The sequence below is a fragment of the Denitratisoma sp. agr-D3 genome (assembly GCF_054658675.1).
This window is the reverse complement of record NZ_BAAGIA010000001.1, coordinates 538,078-557,500: the sequence shown is the minus strand read 5'-3', so window position 1 is coordinate 557,500 and position 19,423 is coordinate 538,078. Positions and strand designations below refer to the sequence as shown.

Below are 19,423 nucleotides of genomic sequence, written 5' to 3'. Positions count from 1 at the left end.
GAAACAATGTGATCCCCCGATTTCAGCAGCGCCATGCAGGTGGAGAGAATGGCGGCCATGCCGCTTGCCGTGGCGATGCAGGCCTCGGCCCCCTCCAGGGCGGCCAGGCGATTCTGGAACATGGTCACCGTCGGATTAGTGAAGCGGGCGTAGACATTGCCTTCCTCGCCACCGGAGAACCGTGCCGCCGCTTGGGCAGCACTCTCGAACACAAAGCTGGAGGTCAGGTACAGCGCCTCGGCGTGTTCGCCGAACTGACTGCGTTCCTGCCCGGCGCGCACCGCCAGGGTGCTGAAATCCCAATTGTCCATGTCAGGCTTCATTCGATACCAGGTTCAAGTCCATTTGACCGCCGTCGCCGTCATCGTTCGCCTTGGAGGGCTTGGAACGGGACTGCTCCATGTCCTCCAGATAAGCCGCCGACACGTCGCCGGTGATGTAGTGCCCGTCGAAACAGGAAGTTTCGAAATGGCTCAGGGTGGGATTCAAGGCCCGCACTGCTTCCTTGAGAGCGTCCAGATCCTGATAGACCAGGGCATCGGCGCCGATCTCCTGACAAATCTCTTCGTCGTTGCGGAAGGCGGCGATCAATTCGCTGCGGGTCGGCATGTCGATGCCGTACACGTTGGCGTGGCGCACGGGGGGAGAAGCGGAGGCGAAGTACACCTTCTTGGCACCGGCTTCCCGGGCCATGGTGATGATCTCCTTACTGGTCGTGCCGCGCACGATGGAGTCGTCCACCAGCATGACGTTCTTGCCCTTGAACTCCTGGCTGATGGCATTGAGTTTTTGCCGTACCGACTTACGCCGCGTCGCCTGGCCCGGCATGATGAAGGTGCGGCCGATGTAGCGGTTCTTCACGAAACCCTCGCGGTACGGCAGATTGAGCCGGTAGGCCAGTTCCATGGCCGAGGGGCGGGAAGAGTCAGGAATCGGGATCACCGCGTCGATTTCCAGATGGGGCATGGTCTTGCGGATCTTGTCCGCCAGGAATTCGCCCATCTTGACCCGCGTCTCGTACACCGAGACGCCGTCCATCAGGGAGTCGGGGCGGGCCAGATAAACGTACTCGAACATACAGGGCGCATGGAGCGTTTTCTCGGCGCACTGGCGGCTGACGAAATGGCCCTGGGTGTCGATCAGCACCGCCTCGCCAGGCTCGACGTCGCGCAACATGCGGAAGCCGAGGGTGTCGAGCGCCACGCTTTCCGAGGACACCAGGTACTCCGGTCCCTGGGGCGTGTCGTTGCGACCGATCACCAAGGGTCGGATGCCGTAGGGATCGCGGAAGGCCAGCAGGCCGTAGCCGGCGATCATGGTCACCACGGCATAAGCGCCCTTGATGCGTTTGTGCACGCCGGCCACCGCCTTGAAGATAGTGTCCGGGTCCAGTTGGTAGCGGTTCTGGGAGGCCGCTTGCAGTTCGTGGGCCAGCACGTTGAGCAACACCTCCGAATCGGAGTTGGTGTTCATGTGGCGCAAGTCCTGCAAGAACATGTCGCGCTTGAGCTGGTCGGCGTTGGTCAGGTTGCCGTTGTGGGCCAGCATCAGGCCGAAGGGGGAGTTCACGTAGAAGGGCTGTGCCTCGGCGGCGTTGTAGGCCGAGCCGGCGGTGGGATAGCGGCAGTGGCCGATGCCCCAGTTGCCCACCAGGTTGCGCATGTTGCGGGTGCGGAACACATCCCGCACCAAGCCGGGCCCCTTGTGCATGTGGAACCGTCCGCCCTCGGCGGTGGCGATCCCCGCCGCATCCTGGCCACGGTGTTGCAGGACCTGCAAGCCGTCATAGAGCAACTGATTGACCGGCGTGGTAGCGACAACCCCAAGAATCCCGCACATAACAACCTCTATCGATAACGAATTCGTTTAGCCAAGTCGGCCGGCAGCCATGGTTTGCCCGCCAGGATGACCGTTTCCAGGGGCGGCGCCAGTACGGCATCGTGCCACCAGGGCTGGCGCGGCATGGAGGTCATACCCCCCACCAACACCGCCGCCAACACCACCACCATGCCGCGTGCAATGCCGAACACGGCGCCCAGCAGGCGGTCGATCAATCCCAATCCCACGGCCCGGAGCAACTCCCGCAACAACAGTCGAGCCAGGCTTACCACCAGCAATACCGCCAAAAACACCGCCAAGAAACCCAGTCCTTGACGCAACAAGGGGTCGGCCAGGGAAGTCGGCATCCATGCCGCAGCCGTTGCGCCAAACATGCGGGCGGCGAAAAACGCCAACACCCACGCGGCCAGGGCCAGCGCCTCGCTCACCACGCCCCGCCACAAACCCAACAGCACCGACGCGGCGACGATGCCCAGCGCCAAATAATCGAACAGTGTCACTGTGCTACCGAATTACTTTTGTCCCACGGGGCCCGTGACACCAATGATCTTGATCCGGCCCTGGGCCTTTTCCGCTTCTTCCTTCGAGGCGAAAGGACCGGCCCGCACGCGGGTCTTCGCCCCGTCGGGACCGTCCAGTTTCTCGGTGTAAGCGGGCACACCCAATTCCTTGAGCTTGGCCATCAGGAGTTTCACATTGCCGGCATTTTGATAAGCGCCCAACTGCACCACCCACTGGCCGGCAGCGCTGGCCTTGCTCTCGCTCTTGCCTTCCAGCGCGGCGGCGGCGCGGGTTTCCTCGGCCTTTTTGGCCACGGCCTTGTCCGCGGGCTTATCGCTGGCCTTGTCCTGGGTTTTTTCCGGGGCCTTGGCTTTTTCGGCCTTGTCCGGCGCCTTGGTGGTTTCAGGCTTGGTTTCGGGTTTTACGTCTGGCTTGGATTTGACGTCGGCTTTCCCATCGTCCTTGCCGGCTGTGGTGGCCTTTGCCTCCGGCGCAGCTTCGGCCTTGGCATCCGTCTTGGCATCGCGGGGAATGGCGGCGACCGCTTCGTCGGGCTTGCCCTGGGGAAGCAGGGTTTCCTGGGGGGCCGGCAAGGGCGTCGCCGCCGGCTTGTTGGAGAATACCTTGGGGGTGTTGCCATCCTGGCTGGGAATACGGATCTGGATGTCCTGGGCCACCGGCTTGGGCTCGCTGTCCATGACCATGGGCAGAATGACCACAGCCAACAGGGCCAGGGCAGCCGCCCCCACCAGGCGACGGCGGGCGCGCTTTTTCAGGTCGAGGGAATCCGGTGAATCTTGAGCAGCGTCGTTGGTGGCCATGGTCTCAGGCGTTGCGCCCAAGGGCGCTGATCGCATCGGCAACGGTCAGGAATGACCCGAAGGCGACGATTCTATCACCATCACCCGCCTGCTCCCGGGCATGGGCCAGGGCCGCCGCCGGGCTGTCGAAACAGGGGTGGGGGCCGGCGACCCCGGCCGCTTCCAGCACCGCCGCCAATTCCTCGGCGCTGGCGCCCCGGGGGCCGGGCAAGGAACAGGGCAACCAGCGGGTCACCCGGTTTTTCAAGGCCTCGACCACGGCCACCATGTCCTTGTCCTTGAGCATGCCGAAAACCGCAAAGGTTTCGGGGTGGAAAGCCATATTGCCCAGGTTGTCGGCCAAGACCCGCGCCGCCTGGGGGTTGTGGGCCACGTCGAGAATAATGCTGGGCTGACCGGGCAGCACCTGGAAGCGGCCGGGCAGCTCCACTTCCAGCAGTCCCCGGCGGATGTCCTGCATGGCCACCGGCAGCTTGTCCTTGAGCGCTTCCAGGGCCGCCAGCACCACGCTGGCGTTCTGCAACTGGTTACCGCCGCGCAGGCCCGGGAAGGCCAGACTGCTGCGCTTGTTGACGACGCCCTGGGACAGGCTCCAGAACTGCCATTGCTGGTCCTGGCGCAAATAACCGAAATCCCTGCCCAAGACCTGGAGCGGCGCGCCAATGGCCGCCGCATGGGCCAGCAGGCTGGCGGGGGGATCGTCGTCGCCGCAAATGGCCGGCACGCCGGGACGGAAAATGCCCGCCTTCTCGAAACCGATCTGCTCCCGGCTGTCGCCGAGGAAATCCATGTGATCCAGATCCACGGTGGTGACGACGGCGCAATCCGGGTCGTAAATATTCACCGCGTCGAGGCGACCGCCCAGGCCGACCTCCAGGATCAGCACGTCCGGAGCGGCAAGACGGAACGTTTCCCAGGCCGCCAGGGTGCCGAATTCGAAATAGGTCAACGGTGTTTCGCCGCGGGCGGCCTCGACCGCGGCGAAACCGGCACAGAGGGCAACGTCGTCCACCGGACGGCCGTCCAGGCGCAAGCGTTCGTTGTAGCGCAACAGGTGGGGCGAGGTATAGACCCCGACCCGGTAACCGGCGGCCAGCAGGACGTGCTCCAGCATGGCGCAGGTGGAGCCCTTGCCGTTGGTGCCCCCCACCAGGATCACGGGGCAGGTTTTGTGCTGGCCGAGTCGCTGACTGACGGCCTGGAGACGTTCCAGGCCGAGGTCGATGGGCCGGCTATGCTGGCTTTCGATGTGGGCCAGCCAGTCCGACAGGCTACGTGACATCAGGCGGCGGGGGTCCGTTGCAGCAGGGTCAGCAGGGAGGACAGGCGATCGCGCAGATCGCGCCGGTCCACGATCATGTCCACCGCGCCCTTTTCCAGCAGGAACTCGGCACGCTGGAAGCCCTCGGGCAGGGTCTGGCGCACGGTCTGCTCGATCACGCGGGGGCCGGCAAAGCCGATCAGGGCGCCCGGCTCGGCGATCACCACGTCACCGACGAAGGCGAAGGAGGCGGAGACGCCGCCCATGGTGGGGTCGGTGAGCACGGTCAGGAAGGGCAGTTGGCGCTGTCCCAGCAGGGTCACGGCGGCCGTGGTCTTGGCCATTTGCATCAGGGAGAAAAGGCCTTCCTGCATCCGCGCACCGCCGGTGGCGGTGAAGCAGATGAAGGCGCACTGGGCCTCCAGGGCGGCCTTGACGCCACGGACGAAACGCTCGCCCACCACGGACCCCATGGACCCGCCAAGGAAATCGAACTCAAAGCACGCCACTACGACGGGCACGGTCTTGATCGCGCCCTGCATCACCACCAAGGCATCGGCCTCGCCGGTGTCCTCGTTGGCGGCCGCCAGGCGGTCGGCGTAGCGCTTGCTGTCCTTGAACTTGAGGGGATCCACCGGCACCACCTCGGCACCGATCTCGAACCGGCCTTCCGCATCCAGCAGCATGTCCAGGCGTGCCCGGGCATTGATGCGATGGTGATGGCCGCACTTGGGGCAGACGTTGAGATTGTTCTCCAGGTCGGAGGTGTACAGCACCGCCTCGCAGGACGGGCACTTGCTCCACAGCCCCTCGGGAATGGCCTTGCGCGCCGTGTCGCCGCTGTGTTTGATCTTGGGGGGCAGCAGTTTCTGTAACCAGCTCATGGGTGGGCTCCCTGGTCCATGGCATCGCGGATGCCCTTGAGGAAAGCCGTGACCCGGCTCGCAGCCTGGTCACGGGGTGAGTTTTCAATTTCTTCGATGATGCGGCTGCCGATCACCACGGCATCGGCCACCTTGGCCACCTTGGCGGCCGTGGCGCCGTCGCGGATGCCGAAGCCGACGCCGACGGGCATGCCTACCTTGTCGCGAATGGCGGGAATGCGCTGGGCCACTTCATCCAGGTCCAGGTTTGCCGAACCCGTCACCCCTTTCAGGGACACGTAGTAGATGTAGCCGCTGCCGGAGGCCGCCACCTCGCCGAAACGCTTTTCGGTGGACGTGGGCGCCAGCAGGAAAATGGGATCCAGGCCATGGGTCTTGAGGGTGGCGGTGAAACTCCCGCACTCCTCCGGTGGGTAGTCCACCACCAATACGCCGTCCACGCCGTGGCTGGCGGCATCCTGGGCAAAAGCCTCTATCCCGTAGGCCTCGATGGGATTGGCGTAGCCCATCAACACCACCGGCGTGTCGGCATTGACCTTGCGGAATTCCCGCACCATGCCCAGCACGATGCGCAGGGAGGTACCGTAGGCCAGGGCCCGCTCGGAAGCCCGTTGGATGGTGGGACCGTCGGCCATGGGATCGGAGAACGGCACCCCCAGCTCGATGATGTCCGCCCCGCCGGCCACCAGGGCCTGCATCAGGGGAAGGGTGAGGCCGGGCTCGGGATCACCGGCGGTGATGAAGGGGATCAAGGCCTTGCGGCCTTGGCTGTGCAGACGGGCGAAAGTAGCTTGGATACGGGACATGATGGCGCCTCTGCTTAAAACTGGATGCCGGACTTTTCAGCCACGGTATGCATGTCCTTGTCGCCGCGACCGGAGAGGTTCACCAGCAACACCTTGTCCTTGGCCAGAGTGGGCGCCAGTTTGGCGGCATGGGCCAGGGCATGGGAAGACTCCAGGGCGGGAATGATGCCCTCCAGCCGGCACAGGGTATGGAACGCGGCCAGGGCTTCCTCGTCGGTAACGGTGACGTACTCGGCCCGCTTGGAATCGGCCAGCCAGGCATGCTCGGGACCGACACCGGGGTAATCGAGCCCGGCGGACACCGAGTGGGTCTCGATCACCTGGCCGTTGGCGTCCTGCAAGAGATAGGTCCGATTGCCATGGAGTACACCGGGCCGGCCGGCGGTGATGGAAGCCGAATGCTTGCCGGTTTCCAGGCCGTGACCGGCCGCCTCGACGCCGATCAACTTGACCCCTTCCACCGGGATGTAGGGATAGAAGATGCCCATAGCGTTGGAACCGCCGCCGACCGCTGCGATCACCGCGTCGGGTTGGCGCCCCGCCATCTCGGGCATCTGCACCTTGGCCTCCTCGCCGATCACCGACTGGAAGTCCCGCACCATCATGGGATAGGGATGGGGGCCGGCGACGGTGCCGATGATGTAGAAGGTGTTGCCGATGTTGGTGACCCAGTCCCGCATGGCTTCGTTGAGGGCATCCTTGAGGGTCTTGGAACCGGACTCCACGGGCACCACGGTGGCGCCCAGCAGCTTCATGCGGTAGACGTTCTGGGCCTGGCGTTTCACGTCCTCGCTGCCCATGTACACCACGCACTCCATGCCGTAACGGGCGGCGACGGTGGCGGTGGCAACACCATGCTGGCCGGCACCGGTTTCAGCGATGACGCGCGGCTTGCCCATGCGGCGGGCGAGCAGGGCCTGGCCGATACAGTTGTTCACCTTGTGGGCGCCAGTGTGGTTGAGGTCCTCGCGCTTCAGGTAGATCTGGGCACCGCCCAGGGTCTCGGACCAGCGCTTGGCGTGGTAAATGGGACTGGGACGGCCCACATAGTGCTTGAGCTCGTACTCAAATTCGGCCTGGAAATCCGGGTCGCGCTGAGCGGCCTCATAGGCGGCCTTGAGTTCTTCCAGGGCGGGGATTAGCGTTTCGGCGACGAAAACGCCGCCGTAGGGGCCAAAGTGACCCTTGGCATCGGGGAAATCGTAGGGTGCGGACATGGAAACTCCTTGCAATCGGGAAAGGGGAAACGACGGACAGCCGAGTCACCCCATTTCACACATGGTCCGCCAGATGGCATCTCCAGCATTGGCGTAGCAATCCGCCCGCGTTCTTGCGCATAAAACCCCTAACCCTCTTCTTGCTCGATCATCGCGGCCTGGTCGGCCACCTGCACCGCAGCGATAAAGGCGCCGATCTTGGCGGCATCCTTGATGCCCTTGGCCGCTTCGACGCCGCTACTCACATCCACGGCCCAGGGCGCCACCCGGCGCACCGCCTCGCCCACATTGCCCGGATGCAGACCACCGGACAAAATCAACGGCAGAGGCAGGTTTTGCGGGATCAGCCCCCAATCGAAGGTCTGACCGCCGCCGCCGTAGCCTTCCACAAAGGCATCCAGCAACAGAGCCCGGGCGGAAGGAAAAGCGCGGGCGAATTCTAACAGATCGCCTTTTCCCATCTCTGGCCGCATGCGGGCGGCCTTGATGAAGGGTTTGCCGAACTGACGGCAATAGGCGTCATCCTCGTCGCCATGAAATTGCAGCAATTCCAGGGAAACCTCGCTCATCACGTCGCGAACTTGCGCCGGGTCGGCATTGACGAACAAGCCGACCCGGGTCACGAAGGGGGGAACCCTGGCGGCCAGGGCGGCCGCCCGTTCCGGCGCCACATAACGGGGGCTGGGGCCGTAAAAAACCAAGCCGACGGCGTCGGCGCCGGCGGCCAGGGCGGCATCCATGTCCTCGGCCCGGGTCAGGCCGCAGATCTTGATGCGGGTGCGGGAGGGAACGAGTGTCAAATCAGGGCAGGCTGGCATCGAAAGGGGCGATGATACGCCCGCCATTGGGCAGGTTCCAGCGCGCCTCGTACTCGACGCCGGTGAAATACAGGCCGTCGGGCATGAAGGTGGGCGGCGCCAGGGTCCGATTGCGGGCGGCGATCAGGGAGGGCAGCCAGTCCGGCGATTCCTTGCCGTACCCCACCCACAGCAAGGCTCCCACCAGGTTGCGCACCATGTGGTGCAAGAACCCGCCGGCACGGAACTCGAAGATCACGTAGTCGCCCCGACGCCAGACATCGGCCTGATGCAAGGTCTTGATCGGCGACTTGGCCTGGCACTCAGCGGCGCGGAAGGAACTGAAATCCTGCTCCCCGAGCAAGGCCTTGGCCGCCTCGGCCATAGCTGCCGCATCCAGGGGCCGGTGGTACCAGCCGACCCGTCCGCTCTGGATCGCGGGCCGTACCGGGTGGTTGAACAGCACGTAGCGATAACTGCGGGACAGGGCGCAGAAGCGGGCATGGAAATCGTCGGCCACCGGTTGCGCCCAGCGCACGGCGATGGCCGGCGGCAGGTGGGCATTGACGCCTCGCACCCAGGCTTGCAGCGGGCGCTCGACCCCGGTATCGAAATGGACGACCTGGGCCAGGGCATGGACGCCGGTATCCGTGCGCCCGGCGGCCATCGCGGCCACCCGCTCCCCGGCAATGGCCGCCAAGGCCCGCTCCAGGTGATCCTGCACCGTCTTGCCGTGGGGCTGGGATTGCCAGCCCTGGAAGACGCTGCCGTCGTATTCCACTTGCAGGGCGTATCTCATGGCCACCCCATGTGCCACAGGGCGATGCCACCACCGGCAAGCGTGCTGCCGAGGATGAGGCTGTCGCGCCAGGACCAGGGGGGAAGCTGCAAATGGACGGCTCCGCCCGCGCTTTCCTGATCACCTGCCGCCGTCAGCAAAGCCTTCCATTCGCCCTTACCGGCGCGCCGCTTGCCGTCCTCCCCAACCACCGCTTCGAGGGTCAGCATCAGCCGTACGGCGATGGCACGCCGCCATTCCGCCACCGGCCCCAGGGCAGGCAGGAGAAAATAGCAACCGGCCACCAGACCGCGATGACTCAGTTTGGTCAACAACAGGGCCAATAGGGCCAGCAGGGCGACCAGGCGCGCCATGTGCTCCCAGGCGAAAGACCAGCCCTCCTGGGTCAGGCCGAGATCACCCCAGGGCGATGGCAAGCGCACGCCGGGGGTGAACCAAAGGAACAACACGCCCATGGTCAGGAACAACCAACGGGATCGGGTCATCAGGCGGAAAAACAAGGCGCGGCCAAAACCGGCCGCCAAGGCGGCGAAGAACAGGGTGACCGCCAGGGTGGCGGCGGGGGAAAGGCATTGCAATGCCGCCACTGCCGCCCCCCAGAGCAGCAACAGGGCAGCGGGATGCACAGTCACGGCAACGGCCGATTCAAAAGCCCGGACGCAAACGCGTCAGCCGAGCTTGGCCAGTTTTTCCTGGGCGATGGCTTGCTGGCTGCTGTTGCCCTCGGCCAGCACTTCCTGGAACAACTCCTTGGCGCCTTCCAGATCGCCCATTTCCTCGTAGGCCTGGGCCAGTTCCAGTTTTGTGGTCACCTCGGGACGATCCTCTTCCGCTTCGGCGGCGGGTGCTTCGAGGGTCGCTGTGGCGACAGGGGTGTCGGCCGCGGCTTCTGCCGGGGTCGGCAGTTCCAGGTCGATATCGCTGAGGCTGAGGGGCGTTGCTGCTTCCTCGACGACAGGCGCAGCGGGAGCCGCCAGCTCCGGTGTCGCCGCTGTGGCCGCATCGCCGCCCAGATCGAAATTGAAATCCAGGGGGGCGACCTCGTTCGCCTCGGCAGCCGGAACGGCGGGGGCGTCCAAGTCCAGATTGAAGTCCACGTCCAAGGCCGGCGCTGCGGGCGCAGGCGGTTCGCTCCCCGCCAGGTTGAGGTCGAAATCCAGGCCGTTCGCGTCGGCGGCCTTGGGTGCTTCCAGGGCCGGGGCTGCTTCCGCCACAGGCGCGGCGAGGGGCGGCGCCAAGTCGCCCAGGTCGAAATCGATGTTGAGCAGCTCATCCGCCGCGGGTGCTGCGGCCTCGGCAACAGCGGCCGGGGCGGAGGGAGCAGGTTCGTCCAGATTCAAGTCGAAGTCCAGACTGGCAAACGCGTCCGCGGGTTCGGCCACGGGCACGGCTGGCTCAGCCTGCGCTGCGGCGGCAGGGACATCGGTCATGGCGCCCAAATCGAAGTCCAGATCCAGGGCGTCGGCTTCCTCGTTCGTGGCAGCCGGTTCGACAAGCTCGGTCGCTGCCTCAGTCGCCACTTCAGTCGCCACATCGGCAACTGCCTCGCTGGCGGAGGGTTCAAACGCCAGCGCGGGAGCCTCGGCCGGAGCGGCGAGTGGCGTCTCGACTGCGGCCAGCCCAGACTCAGGCTCGGGCTCGGGTGCGGCGACGGACAGGTCCGGCAACTCAGGGGCCACGGCCTCCGCCGTCGGGGCGAGCACAGCGGTTTCTTCCATCGCCAGGGCGGGAGTGGGCTCCTCGGTTGCCAACGGAGCCTCAGTGCTGGCGGACTGGCTGTCCTGGGCAGCCTCGTCCGCCGCGATGGCACTGGCCAGTTCGGCATCGTCGGCGGCGTAGAAACTATTACTGGGGTCGAGTACGCGCCCCAGGGCCACTGCCCGTTCCCATTCCAAGCCGCTGCCGCCGGTTTGGGCGAACAGGCTCTGGGCCACGGTATTGAACTGAGTCACGCTCTTGCGCGCGGCGTAGATTTCCAGCAGTTTGAGATGGACGTGGAGGTTTTCCGGCGTCTTTGCCAGGGCGTCGAGCAGGATTTCCTCGGCCTGGGCATCGCGGCCATAGGCCATGAAAGTGTCGGCTTCGCGCACGGGGTCCACGCCCTCGCCGCTGCCAAAGCCCGCAGCGGCGCCGCTAAAGGTGGACGGCTGGGCATCGAGTTGGCTCAGCCCCTGGCTGGAACTGTCATCCAGCACCGAGCCGGTGGACAGCACGCTGTCGGCAGCGGACGCGGCGGCGGCCTGCTTGCGACGGCGGGCGTTGTAGCCGAGATAGCCGGCCAGCAAGGCCAGGATGCCAACACCGCCGTACACCAAGGGTCCGTTTTCGTCGATGAAGCTGGGCTCCGCCTGCGGCGCTGCCACTGGTGGCTTGGCCACGGGCGGCATCGGCTTGGCTGGCTCGACGGCGGCAACCTTGGGCGCCTCGGGCTTGGCCTGGGCCGGTGCTTCCGCTGGCTTGGCGGCTTCGGGCTTGGGAGCTTCGACGGTTTTAGCCGCCTCGGCGGGCTTGGGCGCTTCCGCCGGCTTGACCGGCTCCGGCCGCTTAATGGCCTCCAGGGCAGCCTTGGTGGCGGCCTGCTTTTCCAGGTCGGCGGCAAGTTGGCTCTTCATCTCGGCCAGCTTGCGCAAGTCGGCCACGCTCTTTTCCAACTCGGCGATTCGGTTCTGGGCGTCCTTGAGGGCCTTTTCCCTGACGGCCTTGTCTTCTTCCAAGGCCTTCAACTTGGCGCCGTCGCCGCTGGCATCGGCGCGGGACACTTGCAGCTTGTCCTTGCCCGCCGCCTGAGGCGCCTTGTCCTCCACCTTGGCGGTAATCTTGCCGGCGCTGGACTGCTTGCTGTCGTCCTTCGTCGGCGTGCTGTCGGCCACGGCGCCGGCCAGCTTGCGCCGGTAACCATCGAAATCCGCAGAGTGCGTCAGGACGATCTTGCGGGCATCGGCCGTATCGACGGCGGCGATGGCATCCTTCTCCGGCACGGTCAGAATTTTCCCGGCCTTGAGGCGATTCATGTTGCCGCCGTCAAAGGCTTCCTGATTGCTCCGATAAAGGGCCACCAGCATCTGGTCCAGACTGACGCCCTCGGGACGCACTTCCGCAGCGATCTTGCCCAGGGAGTCGCCCTTTTGCACCGTGCGCGTCGCCGGGGTTTCGGCGACGGGCTTGGCGGCGCGGGGAGTCGGTTTTTCAGCGGGCTTTGCTGCTGTTTTTTCGCTTGGTTTCTCGGCGGGAGCCGGCTTTTCCGCCGGCTTCTCAGACACCTTGGGGGTCGGCCGCTCGGCGACCGCTGGCGTGGGCCGATCGATTTCCCGCCGGGGCTGGGTGGAAGCCACGGGAGCCGTCACCGGCGCGGGAACATCCGCCGGGGCTTTGCTCACCTCGGGGGGATCCAGCAGGAACGTGTATTCGCGGACCAGTCGCCCCGAAGACCAGTTCAATTCCACCAGCAGATCGAGAAAGGGCTCGCCGATGGCCCGGTCGCTGGAAATACGGAAATAGGGTTGGCCGCCGGGGCGCTTGTCCAGGCTGAAGCGCAACGAGGACAACAGGCCCGAATATTCGATGTTGGCTTGGCGGAAGGAATCCGGCGATGCGATCCGGGCCGTCAGGGTGGGCAGCTCTTCCTTGCTGGCGGAAATGTCCAACTCGGCCCGCAGGGGTTGGCCCAGTCCGGAGAGGACGGTCAGCTTGCCCAACCCGGCGCCGTACGCCTGCGCCACAGGCAGGGTTGCCAGGGCGGCGGCAATTACGGTAACCCGGAGTTTGTTTCGCTTGTTATCGTCGGACACGGCGCACCCCTGTGGGGAATATTTTCCAGCAATCAAAATAACATCATGACCTTAGCCATGCAAGCTCAACCACCGCATCAGCTGTGACTTGCCTGACGAAACAACACCGCTCCCCGGCAGGGTATTACCCCAACAGGATGCGCAGCATGCGGCGCAGGGGTTCGGCGGCGCCCCACAGCAGTTGGTCGCCGATGACGAAGGCGGAAACGTATTCCGGGCCCATGTTCAGCTTGCGCACGCGGCCGACGCCGATCTTGAGACCACCGGTGATGGAGGCCGGGGTCAGTTCCTGCTCGGTGATGCCACGGTCGTTGGCGACGAACTTGACCCAGGGGTTGCCGGACTTGATGATGGATTCGATCTCGGCCAGGGGCAGGTCCTTCTTCAGCTTGATGGTCAGCGCCAGGCTGTGGCAACGCATGGCGCCGATGCGCACGCAGAGGCCGTCCACCGGCACGATCTGGCTGTTGCCGAGGATCTTGTTCACTTCGGCCTGGCCCTTCCATTCTTCCTTGGTCTGGCCGTTGTCCAGCTGCTTGTCAATCCAGGGGATCAGGCCACCGGCCAGGGGCGCGGGGAAGAATTCGTGGGGCACGTCCTCGCGAATGGTCTTGGCCACCTTACGATCGATTTCCAAAATGGCGGAGGAAGGCGTAGCCAGTTCGTCGGCCACGGCGGCGTGGATCACGCCCATGCCCTTGAGCAGCTCGCGCATGTGGTTGGCGCCGCCGCCGGAAGCGGCCTGGTAGGTCATGGAGGATACCCAGTCCACCAGGCCTTCGCGGAACAGGCCGCCGACGCCCATCAACAGGATGGAGTTGGTGCAGTTGCCGCCGATGTAGTTCTTGATGCCCTTGGCCAGGGCATTGCGGATCACCCCGTCATTGACCGGGTCGAGCACGATCACGGCATTGTCTTCCATGCGCAGGGTGGAGGCGGCGTCGATCCAGTAGCCGTCCCAGCCGGCGGCGCGCAGCTTGGGGAAGATCTCGGTGGTGTAGTCGCCGCCCTGACAGGAGATGATGATGTCCATCGCCTTCAGTTCGTCGATGTTGTTGGCGTCCTTCAGGGCGCCACCTTCCTTGCCGCCAAAGGCCGGGGCCTTGCCGCCGGCGGCGGAAGTGGAGAAGTACACGGGATCGATGTGGTCGAAATCCTTTTCTTCCACCATGCGCTGCATGAGGACGGAACCGACCATTCCACGCCAACCGACCAGGCCAACCTTCTTCATTTTCGTTCTCTCTTAACTCGATTCGTTCAACTTACAGGGCCGCCAGCACGGCGTCGCCCATTTCCTTGGTGCCCACCATCTTGGCACCGGCTTCCTTGATGTCGCCGGTGCGATAGCCCTGGGCCAGCACCTTCTTCACGGCGGTTTCGATGCGATCCGCCGGCTCGGCCAGATTGAAACTGTAACGCAGCATCATCGCGGCGGAAAGGATGGTCGCCAGGGGATTGGCGATGCCCTTGCCGGCGATGTCCGGGGCGGAACCGTGGATCGGCTCGTAAAGGCCGAAGCCCTTCTCGTTGAGGGACGCCGAGGGCAGCATGCCGATGGAGCCGGTGAGCATGGAAGCCTCGTCGGACAGGATGTCGCCGAACATGTTGCCGGTGACGATCACGTCGAACTGTTTCGGGCTCTTGAGCAACTGCATCGCGGCGTTATCCACGTACATGTGCTCCAGGGCCACGTCCGGGTACTCCTTGGAAACTTCGATCACCACTTCGCGCCAGAGTTGCATGGTGTCCAGCACATTGGCCTTGTCCACGGAACAGAGACGCTTGCCGCGTTTCTGGGCGGCCTGGAAACCCACGTGGGCCACGCGGCGAATTTCGCTTTCGCTGTAGCGCATGGTGTCGAAGCCCTCGCGCTCGCCATTGGCCAGGGTTTGGATGCCACGGGGCTTGCCGAAGTAGATGTCGCCGGTCAGTTCGCGGATGATCAGGATGTCCAGGCCGGCCACCACCTCGGGCTTCAGGGAAGAAGCATGGACCAGCTCGGGATAGACCAGGGCGGGCCGGAAGTTGGCGAACAGATTCAGCGCCTTGCGCAGACCAAGAATGGCCTGCTCGGGGCGCAGTTCCCGGGGCAGCGTGTCGAGGCTGAAATCGCCCACGGCGCCGAACAGGATGGCGTCGGCGGACTGGGCCAGCTTCAGGGTGTCCTCGGGCAGGGGATGGCCCTTGGCCCGGTAGCCGGCACCACCGACCGGGGCTTCCTCGAACTCGGCCTTGAGGTCCAGGGCCTTCAACACCCGCAGGGCTTCGGTGACGATTTCGGGACCGATACCGTCCCCGGGCAATACTGCAATTTTCATGGTCATTTCCTGATTACGCGAACAGCCAGGGCTGTTCGATACGACGACGGGCTTCGAATTCCTTGATCAGATCGGCATGGCGCAGGGTCAGGCCGATGTCGTCCCAACCGTTGATCAGGCATTCCTTGCGGAAGGGATCGATCTCGAAGTGGTAGCTGACGCCATCGGGTCGGGTCACGGTCTGGGCGGGCAGGTCGATCTTGAGGGTCATGCCCGGCGTGGCGGCCACCATGTCGAACAGGGCCTGCACTTCATTGGCCGCCAGCTTGATCGGCAGCAGGCCGTTCTTGAAGCTGTTGTTGTAGAAAATGTCGGCGAAGGTGGTGCCCACCAGGGCGCGGAAGCCGAAATCCTCCAGGGCCCAGGGTGCGTGCTCGCGAGAGGAGCCGCAACCGAAATTGTCCCGGGTCAGCAGGATGGAGGCACCCTGGTAGCGCGGCAGATTCAGCACGAAGTCCGGGTTGCGGGGACGGTTGCTGTTGTCCATGCCGGGCTGGCCCACGTCCAGGTAGCGCCACTCGTCGAAGGCGTTGGGGCCGAAGCCGGACCGCTTGATGGACTTGAGGAACTGCTTGGGGATGATGGCGTCGGTATCAACGTTGGCCCGATCCATGGGCGCCACCAAGCCCTCCAGTACGGTGAACTTGCGCATTACTTGGCCGCCTTCTGGATGGCCTCGCCACCCTTCTCGATATCCTGGCCGATGCCGCGGACAGTGTTGCAGCCGGTCACGGCGATGACGATCAGCAGGGCGGAAATCAGTTTGGTCATGATGTCTCTCCTCTCGCGGTCAGGGAAGTTCGCGCACGTCGGCAAAGTGGCCGGCGATGGCGGCGGCGGCGGCCATCGCCGGGCTCACCAGATGGGTACGGCCGCCGGCACCCTGACGGCCTTCGAAATTGCGGTTGGAAGTGGAGGCGCAACGCTCGCCGGGCTCCAGCCGGTCGGCGTTCATGGCCAGGCACATGGAACAGCCGGGCTCACGCCACTCGAATCCGGCGGCCTGGAAGATCTTGTCCAGTCCCTCCGCCTCGGCCTGACGCTTGACCAGGCCGGAACCGGGCACCACCAGGGCCAGCTTGACGTTGTCGGCCTTGCGCCGGCCCTTGGCCACGGCGGCGGCAATGCGCAGGTCCTCGATGCGGGAGTTGGTACAGGAGCCGATGAAGACCTTGTCGATCTTGATCTGCTTGATCGGCGTGCGCGGCGTCAGGCCCATGTATTGCAAGGCGCGCGCCACGCCTTCCCGCTTCACGGGATCGGTGTAGTCCTCGGGCGCAGGCACCACGTCGTTGATGGTCGCCACCATTTCCGGCGAGGTACCCCAGGTGACCTGGGGCAGGATGGCGCCGCCGTCCAGTTCCACCACGGCGTCGAACTTGGCGCCGGGGTCGGACACCAGGGTACGCCAGTGGGCCACGGCCTTGTCCCACTGCTCGCCCTTGGGGGAGAAGGGGCGATCCTTCAGGTAGTCGATGGTGTTCTGATCCACCGCCACCATGCCGGCCCGGGCACCGGCCTCGATGGCCATGTTGCACAGGGTCATGCGGCCTTCCATGGACAGGCCGCGGATGGCGGGGCCACCGAATTCAATGGCGTAGCCGGTGCCGCCGGCGGTGCCGATCTTGCCGATGACGGCTAGGGCCACGTCCTTGGCGGAGACGCCCTTGCCCAGCTGGCCGTTCACCTGCACCAGCAGGGTCTTGGATTTCTTTTGCAGCAGGCACTGGGTGGCCATCACGTGCTCCACCTCGGAAGTACCGATGCCATGGGCCAGACAGGCGAAGGCGCCGTGGGTGGAGGTATGGGAGTCGCCACAGACCACGGTCATGCCGGGCAGGGTGGCGCCGTTCTCGGGGCCCACCACGTGCACGATGCCCTGGCGCGGATCGCGGAAGGGGAAATAGGCCAGGGCGCCCACTTCGCGGATGTTGGCGTCCAGGGTTTCCACCTGCTGGCGGGACACCGGGTCGACGATGCCCAGTTCCCAGTGGTTCGTGGGGGTGTTGTGGTCGGCCGTGGCGACGATGGAGGACACGCGCCAGGGCTTGCGGCCAGCCAGCTTGAGGCCCTCGAAGGCCTGGGGACTGGTCACTTCGTGCACCAGGTGCCGGTCGATGTAAAGGAGCGCCGTGCCATCCGCTTCGGTATGGACCACGTGGCTATCCCATAGCTTTTCGTACAGCGTTTTCGCCATAAAACAGGGCTCTTAAAGGGTTCAGGGGGAATCCCGGAGGGAACTTGCAATTATGGCACAGCTTGCGGGAGGGCCCGCCGCCCCGGCCTGTCGGCCTAGAAAACCTGACGGATGCGCCAAAAGCGGGGAAATCGCGGCAGGCCCGCCGGCGTCAGGGAGGTGTAGCGATAGGTCAGCAGGGTGCCCGGCGCAGGCGGGTTGCGCCGTTCCTCGGCGGAAAACCCGGCGCCCAGGCGGAAGCGCTTGCCGTCGGGCATTTCCATCAACAAGGCGCCCATCTGCCCGGTCCATTTGCCCCGTCCCGGCAGGATCGCCACCACGACGGCCTCCGTGTCCTGCCAGGGCTTGAGCTTGAGCAGGTCATCATGCCGTCCCGAACGGTAGGGCGCGTCGGCGCGATGGAGCATCAAGCCCTCGCCCCCGGCGGCCACCACCTCCCGCAGCTTGCGTTGCAGGGCCTTGCGGCTCGGCACCTTGAACTGTTCGATCAACTGGACGAAGGGCGCGGGATGCTGCGCCAGCACCGCCCGCAGATGGGACAGGCGCGCGGTGAAATCCCCCGCCCCCTCGGGTTGGTCAAAAATCATGTAGCGCACTAGTCGCCACTCCGCATCCACCGGTCGCGCCTTGCGCACCGTGGCGGAGAGGGCATCGAATTGCTGCCGCCCCAGCCAAAGTTCCCCATCCAGGGCTTCCTCCGCCGGCAGGGCGGCGATAAACCAGTCCGGCGCCGGCACCGGACGGCCGCTACGGAAACGCAAGTCATGTCCATCCCACACGGCGCGGACGCCATCGAGTTTTTCGCTGACCCAGTAATCGGCCAGATCCAGCGACCTGGCCTCGGACCAGGTTTCCGCTAGCAGGAGCCTAGGCGGCGGCGTATCGCCCCCTGCCCGGGCTGCCCCGGCAAGGCAAAGCAGCCAACACAGGACGAGACGCAGGATCACGCTGCCGATTCCCGACGCATGCCCAACAGGATCACCACACCGCCAATGGCCGCGAACAAGGCAGCCAGACTGTAAGTGGGGCCGGCGCCCCAATGCTGCCAGCCGTATCCCGACACCAGCCCGCCCAGCACGCTGCCGCCGCCGAAGGAGAAACTGCTGTAGAGGGACTGGGCCCGGCCCTGATGGTGGCTGGCGAACCAGCGGTTGAGGGCGGCCATGGCGCCGGCGTGGCAGGCACCGAAGGTGGCGCCGTGGAGCACCTGGGCCAGGATCGCCAGGGGAATGGAGGCGACGCCCCAGCCGATCAGCAAAAACCGCAGCACGGCCAGGGCGAAGGTGACCGCCAGCAGGATGCGCAGGGGAAACCGGCGCAACAACCGAGGCATGGCGATGAAAACGAAGATTTCCGCCACCACCCCCAGGGCCCACAGGGCGCCGACCGCCGTCGCGGTATAGCCGTGGTCCACCAGATGGATGGAATAAAAGACATAGAGGGGGGCATGGGCCGCAGACATCAGGAAACAGGCCATCAGCAGGGCCATCACCTGGGACTGGCCGAGCACCTCGCGCAAGCGGCCGGCGCTCTTGACCGTTCCATTGGCGGCCCCTTCGCCCAGGGTGAGGGAAACCAGCCAAGTCGCCGCCAGCAACACACCGCACACGCCCAACAGGCTGTGCACCGAAAAATAGTCGAGCTGGATACCCACGCCCTGGACCGCCAGGATGAAACCGATGGAGCCCCACAACCGGATCGGACCATAGCGTTCGATGCGCTGTTGCAGGTTGGCCAGGGTCAGGGCCTCCACCAGAGGCAGGGCCGCCGTCCAGAAAAAGGACAGCAGCACCAGGATGGCGAAAAAGGCCCAGAAGCTCCGGGCCGGGAACAGCGACAAGAAGACGATCAGGCAGGCCGCCATGGTCCATTTGACGACCGCCGCCCGGGCATTGCGCCGGTCCGCCCACCAGCCCCAGAACAAGGGCCCGGCCAGGCGCATGAAGGAATGGGTGGACAACAGGACGCCGATTTCCCAGGCGCTCATGCCCTGCCCTTGCAGGTACAGGCCGAAATAGGTGACAAAGGCGCCGAGAAAGGCGAAGTAGCAGAAATACCACCCGGCCAGGCGCTGGGGCACGGACAGGATGTTCATTGCGGATCGCCCATGACCGGCACCGCTGCGCCGGGGAAAACACCGGGGCACAAAAAAACACACCCGACGGGGTGAACCGCCGGGTGGCTGGGGAGCGACA

The 19,423-nt window shown here is 65.1% G+C and carries 19 protein-coding genes (1 of these 19 cut by a window edge); all 19 read right to left on the bottom strand.

Annotation, left to right across the window (positions count from 1 at the left end):
• Window positions 1–311, bottom strand: the start of a protein-coding gene (locus tag ACYQ2U_RS02665; RefSeq protein ID WP_459948787.1) for an O-succinylhomoserine sulfhydrylase. The gene continues 856 nt to the left of window position 1, outside the view; the window shows 311 of its 1,167 coding nt (coding positions 1–311); its start codon is at window positions 309–311; its stop codon lies beyond the left edge, outside the window.
• Window position 312: 1 nt separating this feature from the next.
• Window positions 313–1,839, bottom strand: a complete 1,527-nt coding sequence (gene purF / locus ACYQ2U_RS02660) for an amidophosphoribosyltransferase (RefSeq protein WP_459948786.1) — start codon at window positions 1,837–1,839, stop codon at window positions 313–315.
• A gap of 8 nt (window positions 1,840–1,847) precedes the next feature.
• Complete coding sequence (locus tag ACYQ2U_RS02655) at window positions 1,848–2,339, bottom strand: CvpA family protein (protein ID WP_459948785.1); 492 nt, start codon at window positions 2,337–2,339, stop codon at window positions 1,848–1,850.
• A gap of 12 nt (window positions 2,340–2,351) precedes the next feature.
• Complete coding sequence (locus ACYQ2U_RS02650) at window positions 2,352–3,161, bottom strand: SPOR domain-containing protein (protein WP_459948784.1); 810 nt, start codon at window positions 3,159–3,161, stop codon at window positions 2,352–2,354.
• Window positions 3,162–3,165: 4 nt separating this feature from the next.
• The gene (folC, locus tag ACYQ2U_RS02645; protein WP_459948783.1) at window positions 3,166–4,443 is read right to left on the bottom strand and encodes a bifunctional tetrahydrofolate synthase/dihydrofolate synthase; all 1,278 of its coding nucleotides are present in this window, start codon (window positions 4,441–4,443) and stop codon (window positions 3,166–3,168) included.
• The gene (gene accD, locus ACYQ2U_RS02640; protein WP_459948782.1) at window positions 4,443–5,306 is read right to left on the bottom strand and encodes an acetyl-CoA carboxylase, carboxyltransferase subunit beta; all 864 of its coding nucleotides are present in this window, start codon (window positions 5,304–5,306) and stop codon (window positions 4,443–4,445) included. The genes folC and accD overlap by 1 nt, the downstream gene beginning before the upstream one ends.
• Complete coding sequence (trpA, locus tag ACYQ2U_RS02635; RefSeq protein WP_459948781.1) at window positions 5,303–6,112, bottom strand: tryptophan synthase subunit alpha; 810 nt, start codon at window positions 6,110–6,112, stop codon at window positions 5,303–5,305. Before trpA ends, accD begins: the two co-directional genes overlap by 4 nt.
• 14 nt (window positions 6,113–6,126) lie before the next feature.
• Complete coding sequence (gene trpB / locus ACYQ2U_RS02630) at window positions 6,127–7,329, bottom strand: tryptophan synthase subunit beta (RefSeq protein WP_459948780.1); 1,203 nt, start codon at window positions 7,327–7,329, stop codon at window positions 6,127–6,129.
• A 128-nt stretch (window positions 7,330–7,457) separates the two neighbouring features.
• Window positions 7,458–8,129 (bottom strand): phosphoribosylanthranilate isomerase, encoded by a 672-nt coding sequence (locus ACYQ2U_RS02625; RefSeq protein WP_459948779.1) that lies wholly within the window; start codon window positions 8,127–8,129, stop codon window positions 7,458–7,460.
• 1 nt (window position 8,130) lies between these two features.
• On the bottom strand, window positions 8,131–8,925 hold the full coding sequence (truA, locus tag ACYQ2U_RS02620) for a tRNA pseudouridine(38-40) synthase TruA (RefSeq protein ID WP_459948778.1): 795 nt from the start codon (window positions 8,923–8,925) through the stop codon (window positions 8,131–8,133).
• The gene (locus tag ACYQ2U_RS02615; protein ID WP_459948777.1) at window positions 8,922–9,557 is read right to left on the bottom strand and encodes a hypothetical protein; all 636 of its coding nucleotides are present in this window, start codon (window positions 9,555–9,557) and stop codon (window positions 8,922–8,924) included. The genes truA and ACYQ2U_RS02615 overlap by 4 nt, the downstream gene beginning before the upstream one ends.
• 36 nt (window positions 9,558–9,593) lie before the next feature.
• A complete protein-coding gene (locus tag ACYQ2U_RS02610) occupies window positions 9,594–12,713 on the bottom strand; it encodes a FimV/HubP family polar landmark protein (RefSeq protein WP_459948776.1) in 3,120 nt (1,039 codons plus the stop codon).
• Window positions 12,714–12,837: 124 nt separating this feature from the next.
• Window positions 12,838–13,944 (bottom strand): aspartate-semialdehyde dehydrogenase, encoded by a 1,107-nt coding sequence (gene asd, locus ACYQ2U_RS02605; protein ID WP_459948775.1) that lies wholly within the window; start codon window positions 13,942–13,944, stop codon window positions 12,838–12,840.
• A gap of 31 nt (window positions 13,945–13,975) precedes the next feature.
• Window positions 13,976–15,031 carry a 3-isopropylmalate dehydrogenase gene (leuB, locus tag ACYQ2U_RS02600; protein ID WP_459948774.1) on the bottom strand — a complete coding sequence of 352 codons (1,056 nt, stop codon included), beginning with the start codon at window positions 15,029–15,031 and terminating at the stop codon, window positions 13,976–13,978.
• Window positions 15,032–15,044: 13 nt separating this feature from the next.
• Entirely contained in the window at window positions 15,045–15,683 is a 639-nt protein-coding gene (gene leuD, locus ACYQ2U_RS02595) for a 3-isopropylmalate dehydratase small subunit (protein WP_459948773.1), read from the bottom strand.
• Window positions 15,683–15,802, bottom strand: a complete 120-nt coding sequence (locus ACYQ2U_RS02590; RefSeq protein WP_459948772.1) for an entericidin A/B family lipoprotein — start codon at window positions 15,800–15,802, stop codon at window positions 15,683–15,685. Before ACYQ2U_RS02590 ends, leuD begins: the two co-directional genes overlap by 1 nt.
• A 19-nt stretch (window positions 15,803–15,821) precedes the next feature.
• A complete protein-coding gene (gene leuC, locus ACYQ2U_RS02585) occupies window positions 15,822–17,228 on the bottom strand; it encodes a 3-isopropylmalate dehydratase large subunit (RefSeq protein ID WP_459948771.1) in 1,407 nt (468 codons plus the stop codon).
• Window positions 17,229–17,323: 95 nt separating this feature from the next.
• A complete protein-coding gene (locus ACYQ2U_RS02580; RefSeq protein WP_459948770.1) occupies window positions 17,324–18,175 on the bottom strand; it encodes a DNA ligase in 852 nt (283 codons plus the stop codon).
• Complete coding sequence (locus ACYQ2U_RS02575; RefSeq protein ID WP_459948769.1) at window positions 18,172–19,323, bottom strand: MFS transporter; 1,152 nt, start codon at window positions 19,321–19,323, stop codon at window positions 18,172–18,174. The genes ACYQ2U_RS02580 and ACYQ2U_RS02575 overlap by 4 nt, the downstream gene beginning before the upstream one ends.
• Window positions 19,324–19,423 lie beyond the last annotated feature (100 nt).